This is a genomic window from Rhodanobacter sp. Soil_C_14, assembly GCF_057657335.1.
Genome location: NZ_JBDGIQ010000006.1, coordinates 200,310 through 218,405, shown reverse-complemented (window position 1 = coordinate 218,405; position 18,096 = coordinate 200,310). Strand labels below are relative to the sequence as shown.

Below are 18,096 nucleotides of genomic sequence, written 5' to 3'. Positions count from 1 at the left end.
GATCAATGCGTTTGCGCACCACCCTTCACCGGCTTCACATACGTCTCGAACAATTCGTCGATGCGGCGGTACTCGTCATGCCACGAATCGGCGTGGACGAAGCCGTGGCGCTCCATCGGGTACAGCGAGATCCAGAAGTTCTTCTTGTGCAGTTCGATCAGGCGCTGGTACAGGCGGATCGAGTCCTCGGCCAGCACGTTGTCGTCGATCAGGCCGTGCTGGATCAGCAGCGGATCGCGCAGGTTGTCGGCATACTCGATCGGCGAGCTGGTCTTGAACGCCTCCGGATCGAGCTGCGGGTCGTTGAGGATGTCCGAGGTGTACTCGTGGTTGTACAGCGTCCAGTCGCTGACCGGGCGCAGCGCCGCACCCGCCGCGAATTCGCCAGGCGCGCGCAGCAGGGCCATCTCGGTCATGAAGCCGCCGTAGCTGCCACCGTAGATGCCCACGCGTTCGGGATCGACGTGGTGGTTCTGCACCAGCCAGGCCTTGCCGTCCAGCAGGTCTTCCAGTTCGGGATGGCCCATCTGGCGATAGATCGCGGTGCGCCACGCGCGGCCGTAGCCCTCGGAGGCGCGGTAGTCCATGTCCAGCACCACGTAGCCCTGCTGCACCAGCAGGTTGTGGAACATCTGCTCGCGGAAGTAGTTCGACCACGACAGCGTGACGTTCTGCAGGTAGCCCGCGCCATGCACGAAGATCACCGCGGGCTTCGAGGCGGCGCTCTCGTCGGCCGGACCGTAATACTTCGCGTAGATGCTGCCGGCGCCGTGGCTGGACTTCACCTCGACGATCTTCGGCGCGATCCAGGCGCGGGCGGTGAACGCCGGCTTCATGGTGTCGGTCAGCTCGCGCGGCGCGCCGCCCGCGGACGGCTGGACGGCCAATTGCGACAGCACGTAGGGCGAGGAATGCAGCACGGCCAGCCGGGTGCCGTCGGGCGACAGCGCGAAGTCGTCCATGCCCTGGTAATTCGTGACGCGCTCCAGTTGCCCGCCCGCGGAGGGCACGCGGTAGACGTCGTAGCTGTACGGCGCGACCTGGTTGGCGCGCACGTAGAACCAGCGGCCGTCCTCGCTCAGCTGCGGATGACTGGTTTCGAACGAGCCGCTGGTCAGCGCCCTGGGCTTGCCGTCCAGCGCCTTGGTGTAGAGATGCGAGTAGCCGTCCTGCTCGCTCAGGTACCACAGCGTGCGGCCGTCCTTCAGCCAGCCGAAATCGTTGAAGTTCCAGTTGATCCAGGCGGGGTCGGTGAGCCGCTGCTGGTTCACCAGCGCGTGTTTCGCAAAATCGACGCTGGCGATCCAGCGGTCCTTGTTGTCGATCGCGCGCAACTGGATGGCGAGGTTGCGGCCATCGTCGCTCCACACGACGCCGCCGCCACCGCCGTCGTCGGCGCTGGAGATGATGCGCACGGCGCGCACGGCGGGCGCCTTCAGCGCCCTGGCCTGGTCGTCCTTGCCGGCCTTCTGCAACGCGGCGATGGCCTTTGCGCGCAAGTCTTTCAGGGGATCGTCCTTGATGCCCGGCAACGTGTCGCTGGCCAGCGGCCACGAGCGGTGACTGGCCAGGTCGAGCAGCAGCAGCGACTGCGGCGCCGGATCGTTGCGACCCACGTAGACGCGGGTCTCCTGCTGCTCGGCATAGCCGGAGTCGGTGACGTAGTGGGTGAGTTCGGGCGCCTTGCCCGCCTCGTGGTCTTTCGGCATGGTGACCAGCAGCAGCCAGCGGCCATCCGGCGACAGCTCGCTGTCGACCAGGCTGACCTGGTCGCCGAGGAAGAACGGCGCCGGCACCCGGCCCGGATCGGCGGCGGCCAGCGTCTTCTCCTGTTCATGGCGGGCCTGCCGTTCGTTCCTGATGTCGCGCAAGGTCTTGAACAATTCCAGCTGGCGCGCGCCCAGCGCATCGGGCTGCTTTACCTGCGGATCGTCGACGAACTTCAGCACCGCCGCGGGCGCGGTGACGCCGCTGGCCAGGTCGTGGCTGTACCAGTCGTTGCCGTCGCGGAACTGCAGCGCGCGGCCATCGGCCGAGAAGCGCGGCGCGGATTCATCCTGCGGCGTGCGGGTGACCTGGCTGCGCCGGCCACTGGCCAGGTCGACCATGAAGACGTCGCCATGCAGGACGAACGCCGCGTGCCGGTGCTCGCGATCGAACACCGCCGGGCCGTCCGCCTGCGCCAGTGCCGCCGGGTCCAGCTTCACGCCCGGGCCACCCGCCGGATCGACGCGGTACAGATCGCGCAGCTGGCTGCCGTCGCGCTTCAGCGAGTAGTAGACATGCCGACCATCCACGCTCCAGTACGGCGACTCCACCGCCTGGCCGATCCAGTCGGGGTTGGCCATGATGGTTTCGAGGTCGAGCGGCGTCGACGCCGGTGCGGCGGCCACTGCCAGCGGCGCGACGGTCAAGGCAACGAGAGCGGCAAGCAGCAGTCGACGCATGGATTCCTCCCGGACAAAAAGCCAGCATAGCCGAGCCGACACGCCGAAGCCGGAGCACCGTGCCAAAGGTCAGGGATCGCCGGCCTGGCGCCCATTGCACATGCCTGCCGGGGAACGCGGTACTGGTACAAAGCTCGCCGCCAGCCGATGATGTGCCGCTGCCGACGCGCGGTCGCGGCGCTCACAGGGGGACGTGGCATGAAACATTTCTTGATCGGTGCAGCCTTGCTGCTGGCCTGCGCCCAAACGGTGCACGCCGCCGAACGGCGCGAACAGACTTACCAGGTTGGCGCCGACGTGGATGCCACGGGGCACGTCATCGCCACCCAGATCGAGCCGGACGTGCCGCCATCAATCGCCGGTGTGCTGACTTCCGCGCTCAGGCAATGGCAATTCGTATCGGCCAAGCGCAATGGTCAACCGGTGCCTGCACACACGTTCATCTCCGCAAGGCTGCTGGCGTCGCCAAACGCAAGTGGCCAGTACAGCTTGCACGTCATCTACGCGGGCAACGGCCCGAAGTTCGACCGGGCCGGGTGGAAAGCGCGATATCCCCGGGACGCGGTGCAAAGGCGCCAGGCTGCATTCGTTTTCATCGACGCTACCGTGCAACCTGACGGTCGCCTGGCCGACATCACGGTAGACAGCCAGTTTGCCGAATGGCCGGTGGCCCGGTCATTCAAGGATGCCGCACTGAAGGCCGCCAGGAGCTGGCATTTCACTCCGGAACAGGTCGACGGCCAGCCGGTTGCGACGCAAGTGCGCGTACCGATGAACTTCACTTTCCGCGACCAGATACTCACTCCGGAACAAATCAGGATCCTGCGCGAAGCCGCAAGCAAGGAAGCCGCGGTGGCGAATGCCGAGGCTGATCAACTCGGCATCCCGCTGCCATCGGAGCAGGAGATTGCGCTGGACAGCCCGCTGCAACCGCATGCCGTCGCCACTATCATCAGCGCCCCCTGACCTACCGAGCACCGCATGACCCTGCCCGCCGTCGAACACGAAACCGCCGCCCATCCCACCCACAGCATCATCTGGCTGCACGGGCTGGGCGCGGACGGCCATGACTTCGCGCCGATCGTGCCGGAGCTGGTCGATCCGGCATGGCCGGCGCTGCGCTTCGTGTTTCCCCATGCGCCGGTGCGGCCGGTGACGATCAACAACGGCATGTCGATGCGGGCCTGGTACGACATCACCGGCTTCGACCTCACCTCGCGCCAGGACGAGGCCGGCATCCGCGCCTCGGTCGCCGCCACCGAGGCGCTGATCGCCCGCGAGCACGAGCGCGGCGTGCCTGCCGAGCGGATCATCCTGGCCGGCTTTTCGCAGGGCGGTGCGATCGCGCTTTCGGCGGGCGTCCGCCATGCGCAGAAACTGGCCGGCATCGTGGCGCTGTCCACCTACCTGCCGATCTCCGCCACGGTGGCCAGCGAGCGCCATGCGGCGAACGCCGCCACGCCGATCTTCTGGGGCCACGGCACCGCCGATCCGGTGGTCGTGCTGCAGCGGGGCAGCGACTCGCGCAACGCGCTGCAGGCGCTGGGCTACCCGGTGGACTGGCACACCTATCCGATGGCCCACGCGGTCTGCGCCGAGGAGATCGGCGACCTGCGTCACTGGCTCGGCCAGCGGCTGGCCTAAGCCGGCGTTGGCTGCGGCATACTTGCCGCATGCGCGAATCCACGCCCAGCCGCAAGCCTCGCGGCCCCGCCGAACAAAGCCCGCTGCCGGACTTCTGCCGGCTGCCGGCGCTGTTCGCGATGTTCGTGGTCGGCGCGCTGACGGTGACCGTGATGTGGCTGGCCGGCGACGACCCGCGCGTCTGGTCGGCGTACAGCGTCAGCATGCTGTTCGTGACCTGGCTGGTGCTGGTGGTCGGCGTGCTGCTGTGCAAGTTGCGACCGGCGCTGCAACTCCTGCCCGGCCACCTGCCGTATGTCGGCGTGTGGTTGCTGATCATGCTGATCGTGCTGCTGGCCAGCCTGGTCGCGCACTGGTTCGACGGCGCCCTGCAGATGCGGCTGATCAAGAGCAGCACGCTGGCCTATACCCGCGACAACCTGGTGATCGCGGCCCTGCTCGGCGCCGCGATGCTGCGCTACTTCTACGTGCTGGCGCAGTGGCAGGTGCGGCTGGCCGCGGTGACGCGGGCCCAGGTGGAGGCGTTGCAGGCGCGCATCCGCCCGCACTTCCTGTTCAACAGCATGAATACCGTGGCCGCCCTGATCCGGGTCGATCCGGCCGCCGCCGAACGCACGGTGGAAGACCTGTCCGAACTGTTCCGCGCCGCGCTGGGCCAGCACGACAGCGCCGACGGCACGCTGGGCGAGGAGCTGGCCCTGGTCGAGCGCTATCTGGCGATCGAACAGCTGCGGCTCGGCCCGCGGCTGCGGGTGACCCGCGAACTCGATGACCTGCCGGCCGACTTCCCGCTGCCGCGGCTGCTGCTGCAGCCGCTGGTGGAGAACGCCGTGCGCCACGGCATCCAGCCGCTGCGCGAAGGTGGCGAGGTGATCCTGCGTGGACAGCGCGAAGGCCGCGGCGTGCGCATCGAGATCATCAATCCGTTGCCGGCCACGCCCGCGGTCGGCGGCAACGGCCACGGCCTGGACAATGTGCGGCGCCGCGTGGGCTGGCGCTACGGGCCGCAGGCCCGCGTGGTGGCGGAGCCCCGTGGCGATCGCTTCGTGGTGCTGCTGCAGCTTCCCGGAGGCCCGGCATGACCCGCGTCCTGATCGTCGACGACGAACCGCTGGCGCGGGCGCGCCTGGCCGCCCTGCTGGGCGAATGGGGCGGCGTCGAGATCGTCGGCAACGTGGCCGATGGCGAGGCGGCGCTGACCGCCATCGGCGAACTGCAGCCGGATGTGCTGTTGCTGGACATCAACATGCCCGGCATCGACGGCGTAGGCGTGGCGCAGCGCCTGGCCGGCCGCAGCCGGCCCCAGGTGATCTTCTGCACCGCCTACGAAGCGCACGCGCTGAAGGCCTTCGACCTGGGCGCCGCGGATTACCTGCTGAAACCGGTGCGGCTGGAGCGCCTGCGCGAAGCACTGCAGCGCGCGCAACGGCGCTTGGCCGATGCGCCCCGCGAAGCCGTCGCCTGGCTGCACGGTCGCCACGGCAGCGAACAGGTGCGCATCGCGCTGGACGAAGTGACCTGCCTGCTGGCCGACGAGAAATACGTGGTGGTCCATCATCGCCGCGGCGAACTGCTGATCGAGGAATCGCTGCGCCAGCTGGAAGAGGCCTACCCCGAACAACTGGTGCGCCTGCATCGCAACTGCCTGGTGCCGCCGGCGCGGCTGCTGGGCCTGAAGACCCTCGCCGACGGCCGCGTGCTGGCCCGGCTGGATGGCACCGAACTGGCGCCGGAAATCAGCCGGCGCAACCTGCCCGCGGTACGCAAGCTGCTGCGGCCGCTGTAGGCACACGACAACGCGTTCCCGCCGGAACGCGTCAACGCAAGGAGTCGCGCATGTGGGTGTTGGGGCGGTTGGCCTTTACCTTCTTCCTGGTCTTCAGCGCCGGCTGGGCGGTCTTTCCCGGCGGCTTCGGCACCCTGCACTTCCGCGAGGCACACCCCGGGCTGGCCGGACAGCTGGCCCGCCTGTGCTGGTGGTTTCTGCTGCTGGTGCATCCGCTGGCGCTGTACCGGGTGTGGAGCGGTGACGTCGTCGGCTACTGGCTTGCCGCGCTCGTGGCGATGCACGTGTTGTTCTTTTTGATCTTCGTGCGCGACGTCGGTACGCGGTGACGGTCGTGCTGCTGCGCGGCCCCGGGTCGCCACGCTTCGTGCACGGCGCTCGTGCTGGAATGATCGGCATGTCCACGCTGCGGGGAACATCGCGATGAGCCATGCCTTCAAGGTCGGCGACCACGTCCGCTGGAATTCCGAAGCCGGCCACGTCAGCGGAAAGATCATCAAGGTGCACACGCGCGACACGGATTACAAAGGCCACATGCGCCGTTGCAGCGAAGCCGATCCGCAGTACGAGATCAAGAGCGACAAGACCGACCACATCGCGATGCATAAAGGCGCGGCGCTACACAGGATCGACTGAGCGATGCCCGCCGTTCCCGCCACGATCTGGTCCATCGGGCACTCCACCCGCACGCTGGAGGAGTTCCTCGGCCTGCTCGACAAATACCGGATCGAGGCGATCGCCGACGTGCGCCGCTTCCCCGGTTCGCGCCGCCATCCGCACTTCGCCAGCGAGGCGCTGGCCCGGTCGCTGCCCGCGCACGGCATCGCCTACCAGTGGATTCCCAGACTCGGCGGCCGCCGCAAGGTGCAGCCGGGCTCGCCGAACACGGCGTGGCGCAACACCTCGTTCCAGGGCTACGCCGACTACACCGCCAGCGAGGAATTCGCCGACGGCCTGGCCGAACTGCTGCAACTGGCCGCCGGCAAGCGCACCGCCATGATGTGCGCCGAGGTGGTCTGGTGGCGCTGCCACCGCTCGATCGTGTCGGACGTGCTGAAACTGCGCGGCATCGAGGTCATCCACATCATCGACGCCAGCCACGCCACCGAACATCCGTACACGTCGCCCGCCCACATCGTCGACGGCCGGCTCAGCTACGCGCCCGCGCAGGGCGAACTGCTGTAGCGGTCCCGCGTCAGCGCAGCGGCTCTTCCGCCGTGTCGCCGCTGCACTTGATCGGCGCGCCCGTATTGCCGATCGCCTGGGTGAAGCTGGACCCCTTGCGATTGATCACGACGCCGTCCGCGCACTGCTGATCCGGCCCCAGCCGGTAGCTGGCCTTGATCCGCTGCGCTTCCTGCCGCTGCCGTTCCTCGCGCTGCAACTGTTCGGCGTGGTATTGCGCGGCATCCTCGCTGACCTGCCGATAGGTATTGGCCAGGTCCTCGCGCTGGCGCTGCAGGGTGGCCGCCAGCTGGGCGCTGCGCTGCTGCGCCTGCGCCCTGGCCTGCTGCGCCTCCAGCTCGGCATTGCGGGCGACGTCCATGGTCAGCTCGTCGGCGTGGCGCGCGGCCAGATACAGCGAGACCCCATGCCACGCCAGCGCAGCAGCGACGACCGCCGCCACCGCACCTCCCACCTTCCAAGACAACGGCACGGCCATCACGTCCAACCCCCAGCAAGACAGTCGAAAACCCCGGACGATCCCGCGTGCGCCAGCGCCTTCGCGGATCGGTCGGGCGAGTCTAACAGGGAGTTTCCGGCCGTCTTGCCGCCGTGCGTCACAAGTCATCCACGCCTTGCTCCCTCCCCTGCATGCAGGGGAGGGCCGGGGAGGGGTTCGCTCTTGATCTTCGCTTCAGAACGGCGGCAACTTGCTGTCGATGCGGCGTTCAGAGCAAAAGCTTTCGTCCTCCTGACGGAGGGCGAGTCCCTTTCTCTTGAGTGGCCAAGAGAAAGGAACCAAAGAGAAGGCCACCCCGCTTCCGCGCCTCGCAGGCATCGGGCAACCGCTCCTGCGTTGCCTCAACTCCGGCATCCATGCCGTCGCCTGCCCGAAAAGTCCGCGTGCGGGTTGCGGGGTTTGTCGACAGGGCATCCATCGGGCAACTGCTCCTGCGTTGCCTCAACTCGGGCATCCATGCCCTCGCCATGGCGCACACTCGGTGCGCAACCGCGTTGCGGTTGCGAAAGCCGCAGAGCCAAGGACAAAAGATCCGCTGCGAGCGGGACTATTCAATACCGCGAATGTCTCAGTTCGGCCAGGAGCGGAGATTGCTCATCTTGGAAGGCGGCCCGATCTAGGTGGCGTCTATGAACTAGCAGGGCCGATCGTTCGCCCGATGTTCAAACACATTTAGCATTAAGACGGTCTGGGAAGAAGCACAAAGCCATAGGCGTCTGTTCGCCGCCGACCAGCCTCAGGCCTGGTTGAATAGCGATCGCTGCTTTCCGTCACGCGCGGAGGGGTTCGTAGATTGAATCGCCCGCAGTGTTTTCAGCACCCGCTCTGCCTGAAAAGCTGGCGCTGTTTTCCTTATCGCCGCAAGCAGCCCCGTCGTCTCCAGCATATCTGCTGGCCTGATGGCGCGCTCCCCAGATTGGACGAAAGGTCCATCGGACTCGGTCAGCAATCGATCTTCCGGAATGAAGCGAATGAGTGGATGCACTTTCTCATTCCGCATCATTTCCATGTTTACCGAGAAGTAGCACCCCTGCTCGAGTGCACGATGCGCTTGGGACTTCGTCCCCGTGAACCAATGCAGTACCGGAATACAGGTTGGGTTCCGCAGGTTCTCCTCGAGAGACCTAAGCACCCAGGCAATCGAACGCACGCTATGGATGCTCAGGATCTTGCCACCCTGTTCGCTACAGGCTTGGAGGATCCGGTCAAATACACGCCGCTGCTGCTGAAAGCTTGCATAGAACCGGGGACTGGCATCCAAGCCTACCTCTCCGACATAGTCGGTGCACTTGAGCAGTCTCTCGAACAACGGCAACTCGTTTGACCGCTCCGCCACAAGCTGCGGATGCAGTCCTAACCCAACCATGACGTAAGGAGAACCGAGCGCGCGGTCGACATTGCGAGCAAACGCCTTCGGAGTCGTCGTCACTCCAAGGGTCGCTATCCTCTGCATATCGCACTCGCGAATGACTCCGAGATGATCTTGATACAAATCCAAGTGGCAATGGAAGTCGACCCAACTTGGTGATGCAGGAATCATGTTAGTTAGTCCGAAGGCTTTGCCTCGACGTACTCGAGAAGGTCAGCGACCTCCTCCAGCCCATTCCGATACACGCCTTCATAGTTCCCCCAATCACCCGGAAAGTCTATTAACGGCCCGGGCTTGTGGATATCAAATCGCGCTCGCCCTGGCTTGTTCCGAAGTCGTGAGATTGCCACTTGGAACGACCTCACGTGTTCGCCTTCCGCCGTCCGGCTATCGAGTTGGGCGTCTTCCAGCTCCTCGAGTTGGTACTCGGTGTCGTCCTCACCGAAGCCGCGCTTCAACGCGGCTCGCCTGATTAAACAGGGAACGCAATAGCCACAGTTCTTGGGCTGTCGCCGCTCCTCATCTGGGGAGAATCTGGCCTTCGCAGGCGACGAACACGAGATGGTCTCCTTGGCATGTTCGCGCAGGAAACCTTGATCCTCGCACTTCTCGACCATCTCGCCTTTGGTCATGTGTCGATAGCTGTTGTGCAGACTACCCCCAAGCCCGAGCTTCCGCAGAAGCTCGTCGAAACGGGACATGTAAAACGGATGAGTTGTCCTAGTGCTGAGCGACCCTAGGCGCAACGGATCTAGGGGCACATTCAGTGAGATGAGGCCATTCTCCGGCACGTGGATCGTCACATTGTCTCCAATGGAATCCGCGGCAAGCGCCGCCAAAGCGAAGAACAGGAAGGAACGTGCGCGAAGTGTGTTCTCCGCCCAGCTGCCGTCGACTGATCCAGCAGCAAATCCAACCCTCGCGCGGACAGAATAGAAGAGCACATTGTCGAACCGCTTCTCCAAAGCCTCCAAGCAGACATCTTGGTGCTTGCTAGTGACGCTGTCCCAGTAGTGGCTGACAAGGAGGACGTTCCTTCCCTCCGCAAGAAGATCGATTGCCCCAATGAAACTGTCCAGCCCGCCAGAGAAAAGGCATACGTCGGTGGGGCGCTCTGCGAGAGTCTGAGTCAGCGGTTCGAGGAGTTGTGCCGCACTCGGCGATCTCGGCCGAAAGGTCATTGTCCATAAATCCCCAGTAAGGAAATTCAGGGTCTTTTCCAGGAGCGACGTTACATCGCGCCAAAGCACGAAGTCACTGACTGGGAGGCAAACTTCCAACTCCCTCGTCCATCCATCTTGCCCGTCAACACCCCTTTCGACCCGCGTATCTGCCGCGCTTATTGCGGCCGCCAGCAAAGCCAAGTCGAGAGAGCGTTCCGAAGGCTGGAGACCCAGCCGCTCCAGCTTGGTCAGAACGCCACCCAGCTGATGGTCGATCGCCGCGAATCCTTCGAAAGCGAACTCGGTGGCATGCGAATTCTCGAGCCGCATCGCGACCGCCTGCGTGTCATCGGCTCCTATCCTGAAAATGATTGATTGCCTGCTCATTCCACATCTCCTGCTGTCGCCGAAACAAGTTCGAACGCAGCCTCGTAGAGCCGCTCGACGACGCCCTTCACCTGTTCGTCTGTCTTCTCCGCAAGTCCATCGAAGTGCTGACCGAGGTGTCCGCGGACGCAGCCAGAAATGAAATCGCGCAGCTGCTCCTGGATCTGCTCGACACCGTAGACAGTTTCTGGAAGATCGATCGCGTGTGAACCGATATCGGCGATCACGCGACCTTCGATGGTATGGATGACGAAGTCTTGGAAGAACTCGGACAACTGATCCCGTGTCATTTCCTCGAAAGTCTCCGCTCCCGTATCGGCCAGGTCAGCAATTGCGTCGAGCATTGCCTGTCTTGCGATCGCCTCGTCGATCCGTCCACCGGGCGGGCAGATGGTTTCGAGCATGGCGACGAATACATCCGCAGCCGGCCTGCCAGCAAGATGCTGCAAATTGAGCTTCTGCAGAGTTGCGGTCGCGCCTTGCCGGTCAATATCGCGCATGACCTGCAATAACCGGGATCCGACGCCCCGGGAGGTGCCCATCCGCTGAGCCGCCTTGCGCGCGGACCCCGTTCCGGTGCGGACATACTGCGAAATCGACCTGCGTAGGGCATCCGAACCACCACCCCGGACGAATCGCGTGAAGTTGCCCTTTGCGGTGCTGAGTCGGCCCGCCGATGATGCATCCGGGGCGGCAGCGGGCACGCTTGGTGCTGACGGTGCGCCAGCAGTCTCTGTGTCACCGCCGGATGCAGCTGCGGGTGCGGCCGCACCTGATGCGACGTCGTCAACCCAACTAGGGACAAGCCCGCTCGGTGCACCACCGTATCCTTTCGATGTCCCCATGGCTTACTTTTCCTCCAACTTCGCAATGGCGCCCGCAGCCGCCTTGAGATTCGAACTATCTGTCTGCTCAGCCCAAGCCTTCAAGAGATCCTTGTAGTCACCTGAGACTGCGGGATCCTTGAACGCATTCCCGAAGGTTGCCGGTGCCCAAGCACCCAGCTTGGATGCGGGAAGTTCTCTCGCGAATTCGAATAGCCTCCGCTCCAGCTCCGGGCGGACCTTCACCAACTCCACTAGACCTCGAGCGCCCGCGGGTTCCTTCGCAAACGACTCCTCCTGAAGAATGCGCATTCGCACAGAATCGAAGAGCTCCTCGATAGAAGCAGCTGTTAGCTCGCCTGCCTCCTTTGCAGCGGCTTTTGCTTGGATAGCACCAGCCATTAGGCCGTCAGCGATCTGATCGAGTCGACTCGCACTACCGGAGCCACCGAAAAGGATTCGTTTGTCGCGAGTTACGAATACGTACGGTCGAAGATCGATATCAGACAAACGAGGTTCGAGAGACGCCCATGTCTTGATCCAGTCGATCTTTAGCCAGTCCTCAATATCAATCTGAACCTTGGGTTTCTTCGGTTTGGACCGCAGGAGCGTGCCTGCTTTTAGAGGTTCGGACGGCGGTTCGTCGGTTGCAATGGTCGCGGCGACATTCTCCTCGAGGCTCTTGATGCGCAGCGAATGTCCATCTGGCGCGGAACTCGCTTCTCGCGCGATCTCGTCGAAAAAATCCAGCTTGAATCGCTCTGCGAGCATCAGCTTGGCGAGCACAGGAGCTGTTACCTGCGCCCCAAAACCGCGAGCTTCGCTAATCTCCCTGCGCAACAGCATCGAGTTCAGGAACCGCTTGATCTGTCGCGGATTCCCCTTTGTTCCCTCGGCCAGCATCGACGTGATTTGATTTGCTAAGACCAGCGCTTGGCTGACACTTGGATCGTCGCTTCCAAGAGCATCTGTCAATGTTCTCAACGAAATTCCTTTGCTCAGCCAAGGCTTCCGCATGTCCTCACGGGCTTTGTCGAGCAGCTTTTTGAATCCGTCGTTGTCCGCTCCGAATTCCGCCTCCACCAAAAGTAGGGTGATGTACGTTCGCGTCTCAGCTACGCCGAGAGCAGGAATACGGAACGGGACTTGGATCAGTTTTTCTAAATAGTTTCGCGCATAACTGACCGGACCCGCGGAAGGGGGAAGATCAGGGAAGTGCTCCCTGACGGCATATTCAATCATCATCTCGTCCGCACCAATGACGAAAGCGGTGCGATCGACGAATAGGAAGAGTCGGATTGCCTCAAGTGTGCCAATCGCGGTCGCGGGCAAGCATCGGTCGAGATCATCGACCATCACCACCAATTGCCTGACCTCTGCCGCGTCGAGGAGCTCCAAGAATTCCTTGCGAAAAGCATGGATGTGTGCGGGGACGCTGTCTTCCTTAGCCTTCTTGAGAAAGCTGGATGCATCTTCCACAAATCCCTCAATCTCCTCGCGCGAGAGTTCGCTGGCACTTTTACCCAACGCGGCCTTGGCCGCACCGATGAGGTCTCCGACTTGGCTAAGCGTTGGGATTCCCGTCGCAAGTGTGAACGCGAGGCCCCCCGCTTTCTTAGCTACCTTCAGCCAGTCGACCCGCTTCATCAGCTTCTTCGCGGCATCAAGGACTTTTTGTGAATTCGGCCTGGCCCGCTTTAACTCCTCAATGATCGTCTCAAGGACTACCGTCTTAGCGTCCTCGAATCCCTCGAATGCCCAGCCGTTGAACCAGATGCATAAGACGCCGTCATTTTCTTCCAAGGCGACCTGCGCCATCTTGAGGACACTTGATTTTCCCGCACCCCAGTCTCCATGTACGCCGATGGTGACCGGCACCCCAGGGGATTTCTCGATGAGCTTTACGACGGTCTTGGCGATCGTCTCGTACTGCAACATGTCCGTCGCAGTTTCCTGGTCACTGATGAACATCCTTCCCCCTGCTACTCGCGAATTCCTTTTACTTAGACGGCCGCATTATCCCAACCGGATCGTACTCCGCATCGCCGAACATGATCGGAAGACGGGCTGGGCGAAACCATCCACCTCGCACTCCCGAACATCTGCACAGACCATCTCAACTAACGCGAACCACCTCGACGGACTTTACAACAGGTTCAGTTCGCCGTTCGTAGTCATGCAAGGCGTCAAATCCAGCGCCTGAATGAGTGGTCCGCAGCTCCGATGGCAGCCTCGCGTGGCATGTGGCGCCATCTGACCAGAATCAGCCTCATAAGCATGCAGGCAGCCGCACGATGAAGTAACGTCGCCTGGTCGAACCATATCTGGCGACGTTTCCGATAGTCAGAAGGAACGGCATGACAATCGAACAAGGGCGCGAGTTGCTAGCACAAGCGAAGGAGCGCCTTCGGTCGCGTCGCGCCCTCGGGTTCTTCGATATTGCCTTTCAAGAACTCAATCGCGAACCCCGGGACGGACTGGACTGGTACGAACGCCTACCTCATCTCTGGTTTCTTGTTGCCAAGTGGGCGTTGGCTAGCTGGCGCCCTCGGGACGACCGATCGGATCCCGATCAAGAGGACATCCGCTTCGTTTTCGAGACAACATGGGATGCCATGGGCCACTTGCACGTGGTCAACGAGCTTCCAACGGTTTTCATGCGGCGGATGGTGTTGCAACAAATCTGGTTCCAGCGCAAATTTGATAGTAGCGCCCTCGCACGGGAATACCGCATCCTCGGAGAGATGATGGCGGAATCGCCCATTGCCGATCAGTTCATTCAAACTTTTGGCTTGTCGCCCGCCCAGTTCATCGTGCAACTTGCACACATGGCGGCTGATACAGGGGACCTGCTGAGCTTGGAAGCAATGTCGGGGCAACGACCCCATTCGCCTCGCAACCCTGAGCATTGGCTCATCGTTCAAGCGCACTACAGCCGTTCTGTGCCGGACCTTCATCACGAGCTAAGCGAACTGGAGGCGCGGGGCACGCCGGCGGAGGTTGAAGTCTGCGAGCAATCACCGTTAATCCGTACACCCTTCCTTCTGTCACGTCAGGGTCCAGTGTGCATACACCACAAGCTATTGTTTCAAACCCTGACGACCACCGTGTTCGATCTCACTAGGTCATTGGGCGCCCGTCCGTTCATGAACATCTTCGGTCCAGCGTTCGAAAACTACGTGGCGGAAGTTCTTGGCGACCTCAACGGGCATGTAATCCGCGAAGCCGAGTTACGGACGCGGCTGGATGGCGAAGGAAGTGTGGTCGACTTCGCCCTAGTGTTTGACGACGCGTTGGTATTGATTGACGCTAAGGGAATCGAAGGCCACTACGAAGAGCTCTACCACAACATGCCCGCCGTCCTCGCTGAGCGGCTGAAGACTTCGATACTTAGGGCGGTAGGCCAGGCGGTGGGAACTGTTGCTCGCCTCCCCTGCGATCTTCGCCGAGCAGAGACCTATTTCGTGTGTGTCACATTCAAGCAACTGGTAGTTACAGATGGTGTGGCATTGAGGGAACTCACGACAGGAACGCAAGAATGGAATCACGCGCGGTGGGGTTCAGGCGTGCTAACGCCAGGACAGATGTTATTCGTCAGCATCTACGAATTCGAATCTATGGTCGCGTTGGCCACCGCCAGGCAGGTCTCGCTAAGTCAAGTGGTCAGGGAAATCGTTCTCGCCAATGCCTGCCATGAGACCCGAAAGGCGCTCGTTGAGCAGCATGTGATTGGGCAAGGAGTAGCGCTCGTGGCTCCGACGTGTGTCCAAGAGGCTGCCAACCGTTTGTACACCTGAGGCAAGGTATTACTGACTCAGGTCAGTTTGGCATCAACGTGGACGTCCGCTTCGGGTCGCAAGCGGACATGCCGCCCGGCCCTAGCGAGACCATCGCTGACAATACTGACGGGCTTCGGGGCATTCAACCTTGAGGTACGGCAGTTCGGCGCCCGTACCTATCCACACGAAGCGATACTCGCTCTGGGATGAATACAGGAGTCGCTTGCGGAAAAAGCTCTCCTTGCCGCGTTCGGCCACATCAGCATCCATCCGTGCAGCCCAAGCCTCGATATCTTTCTCGTCCGGCGGGACAAAGATGCGATCGTCGCGGACTATCATGGTGAGGTCATGAACGTAACTGCACGGGCCCTCCATGCCGAAAACAAATCCGGGAATACGTTGGGCGACTGCTCGCGCGAACCCAAAGGTGTCCAAGATGCGTATACCCGCATCCCTCCGCCACAGATCCGCCATTGCATCGCTCTCGACAGCGCTACTACACAGCACATAGTTTGCTGCACCGTTGGTGGCCACAACCACGCCATGCTGATTGGGTCCCGTAACTTCCTGATAGGTTCGCTCCTCGTGCGGATCGCCGGCTTGCTCGTCTTCGTATGTCCGAAATGTAGCGAACGAGGTAAGCCGGAGCTTGCCGTCAGTGAAAAACTCATTGACGTACTGAGCTTCCAGGTAACGAACGACAGCAGGCGTTCGAATGTGCCACGGCTGTGGGATAGGAATGATTAACTGACTCATGAGTCTCCTTTCCCCTATGATAATGAATTGCCATTTTCCGGCGACCAGTATCATTTTCTGACGTCCGCTTCGGATCGAAGACGGACGTCAGCATTTAGTCACCTAGAGACCTTTTGGTGCCGGGCCAGCGCCGTAGACAACCCAAGGCTCTTGAGGTGCTTTCGCATGCAAAGTATGGAAGCAGTTGCCGAACACGTCCCGATATTCGAGCACGATCACCCAGCCCGTGCCGGCAGCTAAGGTGAAATCGCTTTCGTTGAACGTGTCAGAAAGCGTAAATGGCAATGTCATCGGATGTTGCGCATCCCCTCGGCTCTCTCCAGCAGCAAGTGGAGCCAGTTCACGACTACCGCCGTAATTCTCGCGGCCCATAAATTGCATTTGCAATTGCACATTGAGCGCGGGACCAACCCCGACGTTGTTGAGAGCGCATTGAATGAGGAAGCTGTATTCGCTCTTTGACGGTGTGGTAGTTGCTCTCGGACTGAGCAAGTGCGAACGACTTGGCGGATCAATACCATCGAACGGCATCAGCACCAAAATTGGACGAGCATCATCTCGACGTTGATTCTTGTTCTGGCGGATCACCCAGTAGGTGAAAACAGACATCGCGACGGTGCCGATCGCTGTCGCCGCATCCCAAAACATCGTCCAGTTCACAAAGTAGCCTCCACCCGTTGTTCAGTGTCGCACTCGCGGAGATCGTGCCAGCAAGTCGAGATGTCCGCTATGGGTCGAAAGCCGACTTCCGAGGCCCGATCCTGCATCATCTCATCTTCGAGGAATGACGAAGCATCTGTTCGTAGCTCCGGCTTTGCGCTGCGGCTTTTGCTCTGCTCCAGCTCTTCTGAAGTGTGCGGGCCACGATGGCCCGCTGCTCTACCCGGGGCCCCTCTGCAGCGGCGGGCGGGCGGAGGATCAGCCCGCAGGGTGGTCGGCATGGATGCCGACCAGTTTGGCGTCAGTCCATGGATGGACTGTCGACAAACCCCGGAGCCCGGCCGCGAACCTTGCGGACAGGATGTTCGCAAGGCGCGGAAGCGGGGTGTCGTTTTCTCTTGGGTACTTCTCTTTTGGACAAGCAAAAGAGAAGTACCTCGCCCTCCGAAGGAGGACGAAAGCTCTTGCTCTGAATGTCGGCAAGGCGCGAAGAACCAAAAGAAAGATCAAGAGCTGACCCCACCCCAACCCTCCCCTGCGAGCAGGGGAGGGAGCACGGCCGGCAGGGAGGGAGCGCGGCCGGCGGGGAGGGAGCGCGGCCGGCGGGGGAGGGAGCAAATCCGGTTACTCCTTCTTGATCGCGTGCCCGCCAAATTCATTGCGCAGCGAGGCCAGCAGCTTGTCGGTGAACGAGTCGTCGTCGCGGGAGCGGAAGCGCTCCATCAGCGACAGGGTGATCACCGGGGCGGACACGTTGAGTTCCAGCGCCGCGTTCACCGTCCAGCGACCTTCGCCGGAATCCACCACGTAGGGCGCGATGCCCTGCATGGTCGGGTTCTTGCTCAGCGCGTCGGTGGCCAGCTCCAGCAGCCATGAGCGCACCACGCTGCCGTCGCGCCAGATGTTGCCGATCTGCGCCAGGTCCAGGCCGAATTCCTCCTTGTGCTTGAGGATCGAGAAGCCTTCGGCGTAGGCCTGCATCAGGCCGTATTCGATGCCGTTGTGGACCATCTTGGTGAAGTGGCCGGAACCGACCGGGCCGACGCGGCCCCAGCCCTTGTCCTTGCCCGGCGCCAGTGTCTCGAAGATCGGCTTCAGGCCATCGACGACCTGCTCGTCGCCGCCGACCATCATGCTGTAGCCCTCGGCCAGTCCCCACACGCCGCCGCTGGTGCCGCAGTCGACGTAGTTGACGCCCTTGTCCTTGCACTTGGCCGCGTGGCCCAGCGAATCCTTGTAGTTGGAATTGCCGCCGTCGATCATCGTGTCGCCCTTGTCCAGCAGGGCCAGCAAGGCGTCGACGGTGTCGTCGGTGATCTTGCCCGAGGGCACCATCAGCCACAGCACGCGGGGCGCGGGCAGCGCCTGCACCAGCGCCTTCAGCGACTCGGCCGCGCCGCCGCCGTGGCCTTCGAGGCCCTTGCGCGCATCGGCGTTGGGGTCGAAGCCGGTCACCTGGTGGCCACCCTGGATGAGTCGCTGGGCCATGTTGGCGCCCATCTTGCCGAGGCCGATCATGCCGAGTTGCATGGGAGAGTCCTTGCGTCAGTGGAGTAAGGGAAAGCAGTGTAGGCGCTGGCGGGGAAAGCCGGCGTGA

General features: G+C 62.4%; 17 protein-coding genes. 8 read left to right on the top strand and 9 right to left on the bottom strand.

All coding sequences use genetic code 11. The features are described from left to right. Positions 1-2: 2 nt before the first annotated feature. On the bottom strand, positions 3-2,447 hold the full coding sequence (locus AC3A56_RS15180) for a S9 family peptidase (RefSeq protein ID WP_487770899.1): 2,445 nt from the start codon (positions 2,445-2,447) through the stop codon (positions 3-5). 198 nt (positions 2,448-2,645) lie between these two features. Here AC3A56_RS15180 and AC3A56_RS15175 point away from each other — a divergent pair, with 198 nt between their 5' ends. The 7 genes from AC3A56_RS15175 (at position 2,646) to AC3A56_RS15145 (ending at position 7,062) form a co-directional block, all read left to right on the top strand. Beyond that, the gene (locus tag AC3A56_RS15175; RefSeq protein ID WP_487770898.1) at positions 2,646-3,413 is read left to right on the top strand and encodes an energy transducer TonB; all 768 of its coding nucleotides are present in this window, start codon (positions 2,646-2,648) and stop codon (positions 3,411-3,413) included. Between the two features lie 15 nt (positions 3,414-3,428). Further along, positions 3,429-4,091 (top strand): alpha/beta hydrolase, encoded by a 663-nt coding sequence (locus AC3A56_RS15170; protein WP_487770897.1) that lies wholly within the window; start codon positions 3,429-3,431, stop codon positions 4,089-4,091. A 29-nt stretch (positions 4,092-4,120) separates the two neighbouring features. Then, positions 4,121-5,173, top strand: a complete 1,053-nt coding sequence (locus tag AC3A56_RS15165) for a sensor histidine kinase (RefSeq protein ID WP_487770896.1) — start codon at positions 4,121-4,123, stop codon at positions 5,171-5,173. Beyond that, positions 5,170-5,877, top strand: coding sequence for a LytR/AlgR family response regulator transcription factor (locus tag AC3A56_RS15160; RefSeq protein ID WP_487770895.1), 708 nt, complete (start codon positions 5,170-5,172; stop codon positions 5,875-5,877). The genes AC3A56_RS15165 and AC3A56_RS15160 overlap by 4 nt, the downstream gene beginning before the upstream one ends. Positions 5,878-5,927: 50 nt before the next feature. After that, on the top strand, positions 5,928-6,206 hold the full coding sequence (locus AC3A56_RS15155; protein ID WP_487770894.1) for a hypothetical protein: 279 nt from the start codon (positions 5,928-5,930) through the stop codon (positions 6,204-6,206). A gap of 94 nt (positions 6,207-6,300) precedes the next feature. Next, positions 6,301-6,513, top strand: coding sequence for a hypervirulence associated TUDOR domain-containing protein (locus tag AC3A56_RS15150; RefSeq protein WP_487770893.1), 213 nt, complete (start codon positions 6,301-6,303; stop codon positions 6,511-6,513). A 3-nt stretch (positions 6,514-6,516) separates the two neighbouring features. Beyond that, a complete protein-coding gene (locus AC3A56_RS15145; RefSeq protein WP_487770892.1) occupies positions 6,517-7,062 on the top strand; it encodes a DUF488 domain-containing protein in 546 nt (181 codons plus the stop codon). A 10-nt stretch (positions 7,063-7,072) separates the two neighbouring features. On the opposite strand, the gene AC3A56_RS15140 is transcribed toward AC3A56_RS15145, so the two are convergent. The 5 genes from AC3A56_RS15140 to qatA all read right to left on the bottom strand — a co-directional run bounded on the left by AC3A56_RS15140 (position 7,073) and on the right by qatA (position 13,275). Further along, positions 7,073-7,540 (bottom strand): hypothetical protein, encoded by a 468-nt coding sequence (locus tag AC3A56_RS15140; protein ID WP_056714136.1) that lies wholly within the window; start codon positions 7,538-7,540, stop codon positions 7,073-7,075. Between the two features lie 757 nt (positions 7,541-8,297). Continuing rightward, complete coding sequence (gene qatD, locus AC3A56_RS15135; RefSeq protein ID WP_487770891.1) at positions 8,298-9,101, bottom strand: Qat anti-phage system TatD family nuclease QatD; 804 nt, start codon at positions 9,099-9,101, stop codon at positions 8,298-8,300. Between the two features lie 5 nt (positions 9,102-9,106). Next, a complete protein-coding gene (gene qatC, locus AC3A56_RS15130; protein ID WP_487770890.1) occupies positions 9,107-10,480 on the bottom strand; it encodes a Qat anti-phage system QueC-like protein QatC in 1,374 nt (457 codons plus the stop codon). After that, positions 10,477-11,076 (bottom strand): Qat anti-phage system associated protein QatB, encoded by a 600-nt coding sequence (gene qatB / locus AC3A56_RS15125; protein WP_487770914.1) that lies wholly within the window; start codon positions 11,074-11,076, stop codon positions 10,477-10,479. The genes qatC and qatB overlap by 4 nt, the downstream gene beginning before the upstream one ends. 252 nt (positions 11,077-11,328) lie before the next feature. Then, on the bottom strand, positions 11,329-13,275 hold the full coding sequence (gene qatA / locus AC3A56_RS15120) for a Qat anti-phage system ATPase QatA (protein ID WP_487770889.1): 1,947 nt from the start codon (positions 13,273-13,275) through the stop codon (positions 11,329-11,331). A gap of 386 nt (positions 13,276-13,661) precedes the next feature. On the opposite strand from qatA, the gene AC3A56_RS15115 reads away from it, so the two are divergent. Next, complete coding sequence (locus tag AC3A56_RS15115; RefSeq protein ID WP_487770888.1) at positions 13,662-15,101, top strand: hypothetical protein; 1,440 nt, start codon at positions 13,662-13,664, stop codon at positions 15,099-15,101. An 81-nt stretch (positions 15,102-15,182) separates the two neighbouring features. On the opposite strand, the gene AC3A56_RS15110 is transcribed toward AC3A56_RS15115, so the two are convergent. The 3 genes from AC3A56_RS15110 to gnd all read right to left on the bottom strand — a co-directional run bounded on the left by AC3A56_RS15110 (position 15,183) and on the right by gnd (position 18,029). Further along, complete coding sequence (locus AC3A56_RS15110; RefSeq protein WP_487770887.1) at positions 15,183-15,839, bottom strand: hypothetical protein; 657 nt, start codon at positions 15,837-15,839, stop codon at positions 15,183-15,185. Positions 15,840-15,941: 102 nt separating this feature from the next. Next, a complete protein-coding gene (locus tag AC3A56_RS15105; protein WP_487770886.1) occupies positions 15,942-16,499 on the bottom strand; it encodes a hypothetical protein in 558 nt (185 codons plus the stop codon). A 624-nt stretch (positions 16,500-17,123) separates the two neighbouring features. Next, positions 17,124-18,029 (bottom strand): phosphogluconate dehydrogenase (NAD(+)-dependent, decarboxylating), encoded by a 906-nt coding sequence (gene gnd, locus AC3A56_RS15100; RefSeq protein WP_487770885.1) that lies wholly within the window; start codon positions 18,027-18,029, stop codon positions 17,124-17,126. Between the last annotated feature and the right edge of the window lie 67 nt (positions 18,030-18,096).